Origin of the sequence: Nocardiopsis sp. MG754419 (genome assembly GCF_018207095.1) — a bacterium.
Classification (GTDB): Bacteria; Actinomycetota; Actinomycetes; order Streptosporangiales; family Streptosporangiaceae; genus Nocardiopsis.
In genome coordinates this window covers 1-12,482 of sequence record NZ_QOCZ01000015.1, presented here as the reverse complement: position 1 = coordinate 12,482, position 12,482 = coordinate 1, and the positions used below count along the sequence as shown (strand labels likewise).

The window sequence follows — 12,482 nt, the reverse complement described above, 5'->3', positions numbered from 1 at the left end:
GGTACTCATGGACAGCCTTCTCATGGTCTCCACCCAGATCGACCTGGCCGCGGCCCCCATGCTCGTCCCCAATCCCAACGCCGACCTCCCCTCGGAGGTCAACAGTTCCCTGGACACACTGTTCGGTTGGGCCAAGGGCGTCATCGTGGTCGTCGGAGTGATCGGCATCCTCTTCTCCGCGGGACGCATGGCCCTGGGCAAGATGGGACGCACCGACCTCGCCGCGGACGGGATCGGCTCCCTCGTGTGGGTGGTCTTCGGCCTCTCGCTCATGATGGTGGCCATCCCCATCGTCCTCGGCTTCGTCTGATGCCGGACGGCTCCGCACACCGGATCACCGCTCTGGAGCAACGCGGGTTCCTCCACGAGGTCGCCGCGCGACAGGACGCCTCGGTGCTGATCAGGGTTCCCGAACCCTACGGCGGGACCGTGCCGCTCATGGGGGCGCTCTCCTGGCTGGTCCTCATTCTGGCCGTGATCTCACTTCTCGTCATCGCCGCGAAGATGGTCATGGCCGGCATGCGGAGGAACGGTACGGATGCGGCCGAAGGAGTGTCCCAGATCCCGTGGGTACTCCTGGCCGTCTGCATGATCTTCCTGTCCGTTCCGTTCGTCGGTGCGATCCTCCCCGAGAGCGGCATCGCCGGTGGCCTGGCGGCCACCCCCGACCTCCTCACGCAGACGGGTGCACGAGGGTCCGGTTTCCGCAACGGAATCGACCTCATCATTTCCTGGGGAAAGGGAATCGTGACGGTTCTGGCCGTGCTCGGAATTCTCTGGTCGGCCGGGCGTATGGCCCTGGGCAGGCTGGGAAGCAGCGATCTCGTCGTGGACGGGGTCGGCGGAGTCACCTGGGTGGTGTTCGGCGTCTCTTTGATGCTGTTGTCCTCGGTCATCATCTCCGGCTTGTCCGAGATAGGCTGACCGGTTTTTCGAAGATCGCCGACCCAAGGAGGAATCTGATTTATGGAATGGCTGTTCGGATCGGTCGCGAGCTGGGTCGGCGAGGGCATCGGTGGACTCTCCTCGATCGCCATCAACGCCTTCATCTCGCTATTACAGCTCTTCCTGATGGGGTGGGCGCTGAAGCCGACGGTCAGCATCACCAGCGGTTCCTCCGGGGAGGTCGCCGTCGGTATCCAGGACCAACTGATGGGCATCGTCGGGGTCATCGCGGTCTTCGGCATCCTGGCGGCGGCGGCCCGACTCGCGTGGATGCGCCGTGTCGAGCCGATGGCCAATCTCGGGAGCGGCATCGTCACCATGGTGGTCACCACCTTCCTGGGGCTGGCCATCGCACAGATCCTCATCGACGTCTCCGACGAGACCTCGCGTTTCCTCATCGGGGACACCGTCAGCGCGGCCACGCTGAAACCCGATGACGGAATCATGGAAGGGGGTCTCCAGATTCTCGCCTACGCGTTCTTCATGCTTCTGGTCGCACTCCTCGGCACACTCTTCCTCTTCGCCCAGATGGTCTTCATGCTTCTCCGCGATGCCTCGATCATCATCCTCGCCGGCGTTCTTCCGCTCGCCGCCGTCGGACGCATGATCCCCGGAACCAAATGGTTCGAGAAGATCACGGGGTGGATGCTCGCCCTGATCTTCTACAAACCCTGTGCGGTCATGGTGATGTGGGTCGGCTTCAGTCTTCTCGAAGGCGGGTCGAACTTCGGGGACGACTCCTTCCTGAAGGACGCACCCGATCTGGGCTCGGATCCGAGCGCGATCGGACTCGACACCGAGGACGTGGAATTGGAGGGGGACGCCCAACTGACCATCGGGAGTCTCCTGGAGATGACGTACACGATGACGATGGGCGTGATCGTGCTCGGGCTCGCCCTTCTCGCCATGCCGGCCATGGTGAAGTTGTTCGACTTCGCCGTCGGCCACGTGGGCGGCCTGGGCAACCCCGCTCCCGCGATCGCCGGTGCCGCCATCGGTGCCGGCACGGCGGTGGCCACGGGCGGCGCGAGTGCCGCCGCCGGCGGCGCCGCCTCCCAGGCGGGCAACATCAACAGCGGCCTCGGGGACATCAGTGGTGGCGTCAGACCACCGGAGGGCTCCGGCGCGGACACCGGTACCCCACCCGAGAACGGGCCGGGTGGCGGCGACGGTGGAGCCTCCAGGCCGAGCCCGCCCACCGGTGGTGGAGGAGGCGACACCGGTGGCGGTGACGGCGGTACCGGTGGTGGCGGAACGGGCGACGGTGGCGGCACCGGTGGGGGCACGGGCACCGGTGGCGGTAGCGGTGACGGTGCGCAGAAACCCACGGCCCCGCCGCCCCACGGGGGTGGCGGAGAGGGCGGCGCGAGCGGCCCGACCGGGGCCCCTCCCGGCGGCGACGGTCAGTCGCCCCCGGCTCCGAACGGCGGCGTCCCGGGCGGCTCCGGTGGAGGCGGGACAGGGGCTTCGGGAGGTTCTCCGAGCGGCCTCCCCGAGCTGGGAGGCAGCGTCCCCTCACCGCAGGACGCCGCAGAGTCCACCCAGCCGACCGACGACTAGAGGAGCACCGCACCCATGGCTCAGCCACGAATGTACGGCGGATGGCGCAGGCAACGGAGCATCGGGATCGCCGGCCTCGGCCTGGGCGCGACGATGAGTCTCATGGGAGGGCTGGTCGTGATCGTCGTCGCCGCCTCGGTCGACCCCGGCCTTCTCCTCTACCTGGGTCCTCCCTTCCTGCTCGCCATCGCGGTGATGATCATCCCGGTCCAGGGGCAGTCCCTCGGTCAGTGGACGGCACTGAGGATCCGCTGGAGCCTGGCGCACCTGAAGGGACGCACCCGCTACGTGGGCGGCGTCATGGTCGAGCACCCACGGGCCTTCCAGCTCCCGGGGGTGCTGGCCCCCGTCTCTCTGTTGGAGGTCGAGGACGGTCGCGGTGGGCAGTACGCCCTGGCGTGGCACCGGCGCACCGGTCACATGACCGCCACCGTCCGCACCGCACCCAACTCGACGTGGCTCGCGGAGTCCGGTGACGTGGACGGCTGGGTCGCCAATTGGCACAGTTGGTTGGCGAGCCTGGGGTACATGCCCTGGGTGGCCTGGGTGAGCGTCACCGTCGAGAGCGCCCCCGACCCGGGGTCGACCCTCCGGGACCAGGTCGCCACCCAACTGGACCCGAACGCTCCGGCCGAGGCCCACAAGATCATCAACGACCTGGTGGCGAGCACACCCTCGGTCAGCGCGAACGTGGAGACCCGGATCTCCATCACCTTCGACCCGCGGAAGTTCCCCGCGAGCCCGAAGACCCGGCTGGAGGCCATCGCCGAGTTGGGGAACTACCTCAACGAACTGGAGAACAGCCTGGGTAACTGCGGGGTGAGTCTGCTGGGGCGCGCCACCCCCGCCCACCTGGTCGCCACAGTGCGCAACGCGTACGATCCGGCGGCCCGAGGGGAGACCAATCGCCTCATCTTCAGCGACCCCGGGGGCTTCTCCACGAACAACTGGTCGGACGCGGGCCCGATGTCGGCCCAGCTGCAACACGACCGCTATGTCCACGACAGTGGCACGAGTGTCTCCTGGGTGTGGCAGGAGGCACCACGCACCAACGTCACCTCGAACGTCCTCGCCAAACTCCTGGCCCCGACCCGGCACAGCAAGCGGACGACCATCCTGTACCGACCCTGGGCCGCCGCCAGCGCGGCCACGGCTCTGGAGAACCAGCGCACCGCCACCCAGTACAAGTCGGAGATCAGCCGCAGGGTCCGGCACCAGGTCAGCGCGAGGGACCGGCAGGACGAGGAGCGCGCCGCGCAGGCGGCGCGTGAGGAGAGCATGGGCGCCGGCCTGGTGCAGATGTCGATGTACGTGACGGTCACCGTGCAGGACGAGGAGCACCTTCCGGCCGCCATCGCCCAGACCGAGTCGGCCGCGGAATCGTCCCGTATCCGCCTCCGTCGGGCCTGGGGCAGCCAGGACGTCGCCTTCGCCACGTCACTCCCCCTCGGTATCTGCCCGCCGTGGATGCTCCAGCGAATGAACGGTTGGTAGGAGGAACAGTGTTCGGGAAGAAGAACAGGACCGTCGATCACGAGCGGCTTCGGCACCGGGGGACGAGCGACCAGGACGGCCCCGGCCCGGCGCCCGCGCAGGGCCCGTCGACCGACGGTCGCACTGCCGGACGGATTGAGAACGGCGGCGGTCGCGCGGACCGACGGACCACGAAATCCGGGGGCGACGCGTCGAACGCCCCGGAGATCCCCGGTCGCCGGGACCACAACCTCGAGGGCCCCCTGCCTCCGCTCCTGGGCTGGGGCCACCGATCGGGCGGACACTCCCCCAACATCCCCGCCGTGGTGGAGTACCAGGCGACCACCAGCCAGGCGTGCGGCCTCTTCCCCTTCGTGACCAGCAGTAAGCCGCCATCGGTGGGGACCCCGATCGGCCGTGACCAGCTGTCCGGTGAGGTGGTCTGTCTGGACCCCCTCGCCTGGCTTCGGGCGGGTCTGGTGACCAACCCCGGCGTCTTCGTCCTCGGCCAACCCGGTACCGGTAAGTCGACGCTGGTCAAACGCATGGTCACCGGTTCCATCGCCGCGGGGACACGGACCCTCGTCCTCGGCGACACCAAACCGGACTACAGCGACCTGGTCGAGCACCTGGGCGGACAGGTGATCAAGATCGGTCGGGGCATGGACCGCATCAACCCCCTGGACACCGGCCCCCTGGGCGAGGCGATGGCGGCGATGAACCACGCCGACGCGGAGAAACTGCGATGGGAGGTGCGGGGACGGAGGATCGCCCTGCTCATGGCGTTGTGCATCCTGATCCGGGAAGCGCCGATCGACAACGCCGAAGAGGTCGTCCTCGGGACGGCGGTCGACCTGCTCGACGAGAAGCTACGGGCGAGCGGGCGTCAGCCCACCGTCGTGGACGTGCTGAAGATCGTGGAGGAGGGGCCCGAGGCACTCCGCAGGGCGGCGCGCGAGTCAGAAGGCGCCACCTACGACAGACGTGTGGACAACCTGATCTTCACTCTGCGACTCCTCGTCTCCGGATCCCTGGCCGGGGTGTTCGACCAGGAGACGAGTGCGCCCCTGGATCTGTCCAGCCCCGCCGTGAGCGTGGACATCAGCAGGGTCGGCGCGGCGGGCGACAAACTGCTGACCGCCGCCATGCTGTGCACCTGGAGTTACGGCTTCGGCATGGTGGACGCGGCCTCCACCCTCGCCGACGCCGGTCTGGCACCGAAGAGGTCCTACCTGGGCATCATGGACGAGCTCTGGCGGGCGCTGCGCGGGGCGCCCGGTCTCGTCGAGTACGCGGACTCCCTGACCCGACTCAACCGGTCCAAGGGCATGGCCTCGGTGATGGTCACCCACTCCCTGTCCGACCTGGAGGCCCTGGCCACGGAGGAGGACCGGGCCAAGGCACGGGGCTTCGTGGACCGCAGCGCCATCCTGGTCATGGCGGGGCTTCCCCCGCGGGAACTGGCACGCGTCCACCAGATCACCCCCCTGACCGGCCCCGAGCAGAACCTCGTGGCGTCCTGGTCCTCTCCGGACTCCTGGCAACCGGGTGCCCGACACCCCGGCCGCGGCAAGTACCTGATCAAGACCGGCGCGGAGCGCCTCGGCATCCCAGTGCAGATGGCGCTGACCCCGGACGAGCAGAACCTCTACGACACCGACCAGAAGATGAGGGCCTGAGAACCATGGCGAAACAACTTCAGCCCCGGGGAACGGGGTGGTCGGCGGCGGCCAGTCCGCTCTTCGGACTCGTCGCGCTCTGGATGGCCGTGTACCTGGTCTGGTCGGTGTGGGCGGCCGCGTGGCTGACGGCGTGGATCGTGGACGGCGCGGTCCCCTCCTTCGGCGTCGCCTGGGCCTTGGCGCTGTTCACCTGGGACACGGAGACGACATGGCCGGGTCTACCGACCCCGCTCGTGATGGTGACCTCGGTGCTGTTCGTCGGGGCGACCCTGGCCCTGGTCATGGTGGGTCTTCGCGTGTTCCACGGCGTCAGGGGTGACGCCGAGGACGCGGTGACCGCGCTCAACACCGGGGACGAGACCGTCGCCGAGCTGGCCCGGCCCGCCGCCGCGGAGAAGGCGCTGCGGTTGCGCCGCTCCACGCTCCTCGGCAGGAAGGCCCGGTCACTGAAGGACGCCGACGTGGGTCTGGTGATCGGCGGGGTCAAGCGCCCTCGGGACAAGTCCGGGCCCACGTTGTTCGCCTCGTGGGAGGACACGATCCTGGCGTACATGGCTCCCCGCGCGGGCAAGACGACCGCGATGGCGATCCCCTACGTGTTGGCGGCCCCCGGTCCGGCCCTGGCCACGAGCAACAAGGGCGACGTGTGGGCCGCGACGGCGGAGCTCCGGGAGGAACGGACCGGCGAGCGCGTGTGGCTCTTCGATCCCCAGGAGGTCACGCACCAGGGTCGGGGGATGTGGTGGAACCCGCTCCGCGGGGTGGACAACGTGGAGGCGGCACACCGCCTGGCCGGGCATTTCGTGTTGACCATCGACGATGACTCCAAGAAGGACATGTGGGGGCCGGCCGCCAAGGCGCTCATCTCCCAGCTCCTGCTGGCCGCCGCCCTGGACGACGAGACGCTGGCCATCGTCGGCGAGTGGCTGCACGACGCTAAACAGCCCAGACCGGTCAACGTCCTGCAGGACCACGGTTTCACCGCCTACGCCGACGCCCTGCGCGAGACGCAGAACATCGTCTCGGAGACCAGGGACGGTATCTACACCACGGCGCGCACCGCTGCGCGCTGCCTGGACGATCCGGCCATCATGCGGTGGGTGACCCCGCCCGACGACTTCGACGTCGACGAGTTCGACCCCCGCCCCTTCGTGCGGTCCAGGCAGACCCTGCACCTGCTGAGCAAGTCCCGTTCCGCCGCCGCCCCGCTCATCGCGGCGCTGACCGACGCGGTGTTCCTGTCCGCGGAGGAGGCCGCCGAGGGCCAGGGCGGACGGTTGGATCCGCCACTGGTCGCCGTCCTGGACGAGGCGGCCAACATCTGCAAGATCGCCGACCTGCCCGACATGTACTCCCACCTGGGCTCCCGCGGCATCATCCCGGTCACCATCCTGCAGAGCTACCGGCAGGGCGTACGGGTGTGGACCGAGAACGGCATGGAGGCGATGTGGTCCGCGGCCACGGTGAAGGTGTTCGGCGCGGGGCTCGACGACCACAAGATCGTCGAGGCGCTGTCGAAGCTGGTCGGTCAGCACGACGTCTCCACCGGTTCGTTCAGCTTCGGCGACGGCAAGGGCAACCACTCGGTCCAACTGCGCCGTCAGGAGATCATGCAGGGTTCCGATATCCGTCAGATCGCCAAGGGCGAGGCCCTGCTCTTCGCGACCGCGGCCCGACCGACACTCGTGGAGATGCACCCGTGGTACGAGAATCCCGACGCGAAGGAGATCGGCGCGGCCATCGAGAAGGCCCACGGCCTGATCACGGCCGGGGCCCGGAACCGGCTCCCGCACGGTTCGCAGACACAAGGATGACCTTCCCGACGCAGATCCGAATCCTGGCGCTCACAGCGGCCTCGGCACTGGTGGTGAGCGCGTGCACGAGTGGCGGGGAGGGACCGTCCGCCCAGGACGGCGCCGAGGGCGAGGAGTCCCCTGACCAGGCCACCTGGGCGGATTCCCCTGGCCTCGTCGTCCACACGGCGGATCGCGAGACCCTCGTCATCATCGATCCCGAGAGCGGTGAGGAGCTCGACCGGACCCACTTGGGCATGGAGGAGCCCTTCCTCGGTTTCCACGCCACAGGCCTCAGCGCGCTCTCCTTCTCTCCGGACTTCACCCACATGGCGAGGGTGGACGACGACCGGCCCACGGTCCTGCGCCTACCGGACATGGAGGTCGTCGCCGAGTACGAGGCCGCGGGCGACGGTCTGTCCACCGACGCGCGCGTGCGGTGGACCGGCTTCAGCGAGGACGGTGAACGGCTCCGGTACCTGGGGACCGTCGGAGGCGAGCAGACCCTGCACGAGGTCGAGTTCGCGGCCGAGGGAGCGGAACCGGAGGAGCTGGACACCGCACCGGAGGGTTCCCCGTTCGTCCCCCTCACCGGAGCCGATCCACTGTTGGGCGGCAGCGCCTACGAGGAGTTCGACGAGAAGAACGACGGCTACGTGGAGATCCGAGGGACCCGGGTCGGCGCGACCTCTCTTCCCGAATACCTGAGGATCAAGGTCGACCAAGAGGGCCAAGGGCCGCGCAGCACGGCGATCTTCGAGGACTTCGTCCTTCTGGACGACGGAGGCTATCTGGGATTCACCGTGAAACGCACCGGTGGGGGCGGTGGTGGGAAACCGGATATCGGTCACGCCATCGGGTTCGAACTGGACGAGAACGGACGGGTCGCCGACTGGTGGGAGCTGACGGAGGAGGGGGACATCGATGCCTTCGCCCTGTCCCCGGACGAGGAACGCATCGCCCTGAGCAAGGACGGCGAGGTCTTCGTCATCGACACCGATGGTTCCGGCACGGAGACCGTGGTGCCGACCGGAGACGAGGAGTTCCGTGTTCTCGGTTGGTTCTGATCCACAGAAGAAGAGCGGTACCGGGAGGCACTCATGACGACGGATTCGGCAGAAAAGTTCCTGGAGGAAGTCGAGGAGGCCCCCGGCGCCGACCTCGAGGGGAGGGACTCCGACACGGAGGAGTCCGAGGAGGAGACTCCGGAGCCGGTGTTCGACAACGTCGAGGAGTTCGTCACCGGACGCTTCGTGCCGGTGTTCCGACGCCCCGAGGGGGGTCAGTTCCGCTGGTGCGCGGAGTGGTGGCGCCACCCCGAAGCGGTCTCGCGTTTCCAGGCGCTCTGGCACTCCTGGGAGGTCATGCGCCTCGAACCCGGGACCGGCATGGCGATCTGGTACCGGGACTACCTGGACACACAACTCCCCGTGCTTCTGGGAGACACCGGCCCCTTCCGGGAATGCACCTCCAGACGGCACCACGAGCCCAGGCCGCTCCCCCTGACCCCCGCCCCGCAGGGGTGGTTCGATTGACCCCATGGAACATGAAATTCGAGCCTACCCCCAGAAGGACGTGATACGGCGTGATATCGGAATTAATGACCGATGCTCGACTCATCTTGTTGGGTGGCTTCACCCTAGCCGTCACGGCTATTGCCAGCCACTTCGGCCGGAAGTCCGAGGACGCCAAAGGAAAACAACTCGACACAAAGAACAAATCCATTCAGTCACCCGAGGTTCAAGCCCAGGCGACTTTTGCGATCCTGGATCGAGAATACGCGGCCATAGCGGCACACAAACAGATGGAGGAGAAAAATTTCGAAATGCGACTCTCCTCGACGCTGCAGGATGTGAAGTCATTCTCTTCGTTCGCTAAACACGGCCCCTCCCAAGGCCTCGACGACTCGGTCTACGCCATCCAGAGAATCATCAACACGTCGTCCGAGAAAAAACGGCAGAGCGACACCGAAAAAAGAAAGCAAGCCAGCAAGAATAAAGCAGTTGCGGCGAGATTGAGAAACCAAAACAGCGGCCCCAAGAAGCAGCCCAGGAAAAAGTGATAGGCCCGCATCCGAACACATAGGAGGTACCATGCAGCCCCTGACCATGAACGTCGCGATTATAATATCGATCTCAATTCTACTTTTCTTGATCTACGCCTTCCACAAGGCAAGAGTAGATTCTTCGGAGGTGATCGTTCCCGATATGTCTTATCTCGAGGAACTGGAAAAACACTCTTCAGAGATAGACGAGATGCGAATCGGGATCGGAGAAACCGTCGGCACACTCAAGGCGAGAGTCAATTCATTGGAAAATACCGTTGAGACACTGGACCCGGAAACAGGGAATCCTCGTCACGCCCACGTGTCCCTCAACTTCCTCCAGGCCAGGGATGCAGCAGAACGGTCGGCCAAAGCACGCCTTCACCATCGAGCACCTCAGTGAACATCACCAACGTGCCTCCTAGAGCTCGGGAGTAAGAGATTTCCGCAGTAGCCGTAATTGGGGCGATCACCCTAGCCGTCGCATTCACCGCATTGGCGACCATTGCCGGCGCGCTCAGCTACAGCCTGTACAACAAGAGACTGGAGAACGATAAAAAACTCACGCATAACACGAAAAAAGAAAGTGAACTCACTCGAGCGCAAGCTGTAGCTGAAATTACTTCCAGCAACCAATCCATCGAAATGAGCCGAAACACGCTGACCGAAAAGAGCAAGCTGGCGGCAGAAATCAACCTCAAGACCATCAAAAGCAAACTGAACGAGATCGCAAGGGAGGAAGACAGAGTCAAGAAGCACATAGCACACGTTCAGGTTCAGCTGGAGCCGCTCGTCGAAGACGGATACCTGCGGATAAACAGAAACCAGAGGTACGAGATCATACAATCTCCAGCACTACCCGAAGGGGAGAGTAAGCTACTCAAACTGCATTTATCACATCACAACAAATATCTGGACGAAAGCGACAGGAAACTTCCACAGGCAGAGACCAGCAGGAAAGAACTCGAGTCCTACAAGGCCCGACTGGAGGAAGTCATCAAGAGCAGCCCGGATGAACTACTCGCGAAATGTGGAGCACCCGAAGAGCTACTCTCTGAAGCCAGGTCGTTCGTCAAGAAAAATCTCACAACACAAACGAATGAAGCATCAACTCCAAAAATAGAGAACAAAGATAGATCCGCGAAGCGCATTGAACCCGGAAAAAGAGCCTCTTCCGCGCAGCCCGCGTCATCTGAAAAACCGATCAAAGATACCCCAGATCTGGGAGGTAGCATTCTCTCCCGGGCCGTTGGGCACCAAACGGACAGGCTGACCGGGCGCTCCCCGGCCAGGCCAAAGCCTCCCACCCCGGGACCGACACGGAAGAACAAAGGTGCGTAGCAGTGTTCTCTGGCATCACGGGGTCCATCACCCTACTTATCATCTCGATTCCACTCTATCTGGCATTGACTCTTGTCCACGATCGATCCCGACGGCGCTCCATTCACGCCACCGATGACCTGGTGGTAGCAGGACTACTACGTGAGAGAAAACAACGAGAACTTCAGATCACCCGCGACTCCGTCAATGATCGACTGGCCGCCGTCCGCAAGTGCGAGCGACTCATCTACGGACACCTACCCCCGAGCACGTCTCCAGAACGACTCAGCGCCGTCGTCAGCGTTCCGAAGGCCCAGGAGATCCTCGAAGGCCTCCTTGAACACAACCGAACCGTGAACAAACGCACGGAGGAGCAGCTCGCCGACATGGAACAGCAGCTGACGAAGAAAAGAATGCGCATTATTGCGCGCAATCGCCGATTCCGCTTCGTAGATCGATCGCTCTACCTTGCCTCGTCCGTCGTGCGCGTATGGCTGATCATCACGGTTCTTTACGTTGCCGCCGATCTGGCATTCGGTCCTTTCTCTTGAGGTCGAATCAGCGACCTGCCCTCATGCTCAGCTTGGATCGGGTACCCACACCACAGCGAAAGGAACGCTTTCATATTCATATGAATGTTCGCGACGCGTGTGCCATCTGTCGGTCCTCGCGAACTCGGCCCCTGTGACGCCATCCACACACCCGTCCGCCCCGCACGGATCGGAAGTCACCGAACAGCCACTTCTCGTCAGTCCTCTGAGCCCTTAAGTTCGCCTGCGGCCTTGGGTACGCGACGGTCCGGCCCATGCGTGGGGAAGTTCGTTCAGCTCTGACCAGGACGGACGCGGTGGCCCTCCCCGCGTGCACCGATCGCTCGGGGAACGAAGGTCCCGAACGGGCGTGGTCGTCGCTGTCTGAAGCTAGTGTTCTGGCCATGGCAACAAGGGACCTGAACGAGATCATGGACAGCGGCTGGGCGAAGGCGTTGGAGCCGGTCGCCCCACAGATCGCCGCTATGGGCGACTTCCTCCGCGAGGAGGTGGGTGCCGGTCGTACCTACCTGCCCGCGGGCGACCATGTCCTGCGCGCCTTCCAACAGCCCTTCGAGGACGTGCGTGTCCTCATCGTGGGTCAGGACCCCTACCCGACCCCCGGCAACGCGGTCGGGCTGAGCTTCTCGGTGGCGCCGGACGTGCGACTGCCCGCGAGCCTGCGCAACATCTACAAGGAGATGGGCGAGGACCTGGGCGTCCCGATGCCCTCCAACGGCGACCTCACGCCGTGGACGGAACAGGGTGTGCTGCTGCTCAACAGGGTGCTGACCGTGGCTCCGGGCAACCCCGGTTCCCACCGGGGCAAGGGGTGGGAGGCCGTGACCGAGCAGGCCATCCGCGCCCTGGCCGAGCGCGGCACGCCGCTCGTGTCCATTCTTTGGGGGCGCGACGCCCGGAATCTGCGGCCGCTGATGCCCGGCGTGCCGTGCGTGGAGTCGGCCCACCCGAGCCCGATGTCGGCGCGCAACGGTTTCTTCGGGTCCAAGCCCTTCAGCAGGACCAACGAGATGCTGCGGGAGCAGGGAGCCGCTCCGGTGAACTGGCGGCTGCCGTAGGGACTCTCACCCCCGGAGAGTCCTGCACGGACCCGTCCCCCACCACGAACCCACCC

Annotated in this window: 13 protein-coding genes; all 13 read left to right on the top strand. The window is 65.4% G+C overall.

Annotation, left to right across the window (positions count from 1 at the left end; translation table 11 throughout):
* The first annotated feature begins 7 nt into the window (after positions 1-7).
* The 13 genes from DSY14_RS04695 (at position 8) to DSY14_RS04635 (ending at position 12,426) form a co-directional block, all read left to right on the top strand.
* Positions 8-310 (top strand): hypothetical protein, encoded by a 303-nt coding sequence (locus DSY14_RS04695; RefSeq protein WP_211715201.1) that lies wholly within the window; start codon positions 8-10, stop codon positions 308-310.
* The gene (locus DSY14_RS04690; protein WP_211715200.1) at positions 310-924 is read left to right on the top strand and encodes a hypothetical protein; all 615 of its coding nucleotides are present in this window, start codon (positions 310-312) and stop codon (positions 922-924) included. Before DSY14_RS04695 ends, DSY14_RS04690 begins: the two co-directional genes overlap by 1 nt.
* 42 nt (positions 925-966) lie before the next feature.
* Complete coding sequence (locus DSY14_RS04685; RefSeq protein WP_211715199.1) at positions 967-2,505, top strand: hypothetical protein; 1,539 nt, start codon at positions 967-969, stop codon at positions 2,503-2,505.
* A 15-nt stretch (positions 2,506-2,520) separates the two neighbouring features.
* Positions 2,521-3,999, top strand: a complete 1,479-nt coding sequence (locus tag DSY14_RS04680) for an SCO6880 family protein (RefSeq protein ID WP_211715198.1) — start codon at positions 2,521-2,523, stop codon at positions 3,997-3,999.
* Between the two features lie 302 nt (positions 4,000-4,301).
* Complete coding sequence (locus DSY14_RS04675; protein ID WP_249187325.1) at positions 4,302-5,657, top strand: hypothetical protein; 1,356 nt, start codon at positions 4,302-4,304, stop codon at positions 5,655-5,657.
* 5 nt (positions 5,658-5,662) lie between these two features.
* A complete protein-coding gene (locus DSY14_RS04670; protein WP_211715197.1) occupies positions 5,663-7,474 on the top strand; it encodes a type IV secretory system conjugative DNA transfer family protein in 1,812 nt (603 codons plus the stop codon).
* Positions 7,471-8,520, top strand: a complete 1,050-nt coding sequence (locus DSY14_RS04665; protein ID WP_211715196.1) for a hypothetical protein — start codon at positions 7,471-7,473, stop codon at positions 8,518-8,520. The genes DSY14_RS04670 and DSY14_RS04665 overlap by 4 nt, the downstream gene beginning before the upstream one ends.
* A gap of 33 nt (positions 8,521-8,553) precedes the next feature.
* On the top strand, positions 8,554-8,988 hold the full coding sequence (locus DSY14_RS04660) for a DUF4913 domain-containing protein (protein WP_211715195.1): 435 nt from the start codon (positions 8,554-8,556) through the stop codon (positions 8,986-8,988).
* Between the two features lie 65 nt (positions 8,989-9,053).
* Positions 9,054-9,515 carry a hypothetical protein gene (locus tag DSY14_RS04655; RefSeq protein ID WP_211715194.1) on the top strand — a complete coding sequence of 154 codons (462 nt, stop codon included), beginning with the start codon at positions 9,054-9,056 and terminating at the stop codon, positions 9,513-9,515.
* A 31-nt stretch (positions 9,516-9,546) separates the two neighbouring features.
* Positions 9,547-9,900, top strand: a complete 354-nt coding sequence (locus DSY14_RS04650; RefSeq protein WP_211715193.1) for a hypothetical protein — start codon at positions 9,547-9,549, stop codon at positions 9,898-9,900.
* A gap of 92 nt (positions 9,901-9,992) precedes the next feature.
* The gene (locus tag DSY14_RS04645) at positions 9,993-10,838 is read left to right on the top strand and encodes a hypothetical protein (RefSeq protein ID WP_211715192.1); all 846 of its coding nucleotides are present in this window, start codon (positions 9,993-9,995) and stop codon (positions 10,836-10,838) included.
* Positions 10,839-10,840: 2 nt separating this feature from the next.
* Positions 10,841-11,368 carry a hypothetical protein gene (locus DSY14_RS04640; RefSeq protein WP_307851127.1) on the top strand — a complete coding sequence of 176 codons (528 nt, stop codon included), beginning with the start codon at positions 10,841-10,843 and terminating at the stop codon, positions 11,366-11,368.
* A 383-nt stretch (positions 11,369-11,751) separates the two neighbouring features.
* Complete coding sequence (locus tag DSY14_RS04635; RefSeq protein WP_211715191.1) at positions 11,752-12,426, top strand: uracil-DNA glycosylase; 675 nt, start codon at positions 11,752-11,754, stop codon at positions 12,424-12,426.
* Positions 12,427-12,482: the final 56 nt, after the last annotated feature.

What these genes read in the sequence shown, in the direction of transcription:
- DSY14_RS04695 (WP_211715201.1), top strand. Translation starts at nt 8, where the DNA reads ATGGACAGCCTTCTCATGGTCTCCACCCAGATCGACCTGGCCGCGGCC.
- DSY14_RS04690 (WP_211715200.1), top strand. Translation starts at nt 310, where the DNA reads ATGCCGGACGGCTCCGCACACCGGATCACCGCTCTGGAGCAACGCGGG.
- DSY14_RS04685 (WP_211715199.1), top strand. Translation starts at nt 967, where the DNA reads ATGGAATGGCTGTTCGGATCGGTCGCGAGCTGGGTCGGCGAGGGCATC.
- DSY14_RS04680 (WP_211715198.1), top strand. Translation starts at nt 2,521, where the DNA reads ATGGCTCAGCCACGAATGTACGGCGGATGGCGCAGGCAACGGAGCATC.
- DSY14_RS04670 (WP_211715197.1), top strand. Translation starts at nt 5,663, where the DNA reads ATGGCGAAACAACTTCAGCCCCGGGGAACGGGGTGGTCGGCGGCGGCC.
- DSY14_RS04665 (WP_211715196.1), top strand. Translation starts at nt 7,471, where the DNA reads ATGACCTTCCCGACGCAGATCCGAATCCTGGCGCTCACAGCGGCCTCG.
- DSY14_RS04660 (WP_211715195.1), top strand. Translation starts at nt 8,554, where the DNA reads ATGACGACGGATTCGGCAGAAAAGTTCCTGGAGGAAGTCGAGGAGGCC.
- DSY14_RS04655 (WP_211715194.1), top strand. Translation starts at nt 9,054, where the DNA reads ATGACCGATGCTCGACTCATCTTGTTGGGTGGCTTCACCCTAGCCGTC.
- DSY14_RS04650 (WP_211715193.1), top strand. Translation starts at nt 9,547, where the DNA reads ATGCAGCCCCTGACCATGAACGTCGCGATTATAATATCGATCTCAATT.
- DSY14_RS04635 (WP_211715191.1), top strand. Translation starts at nt 11,752, where the DNA reads ATGGCAACAAGGGACCTGAACGAGATCATGGACAGCGGCTGGGCGAAG.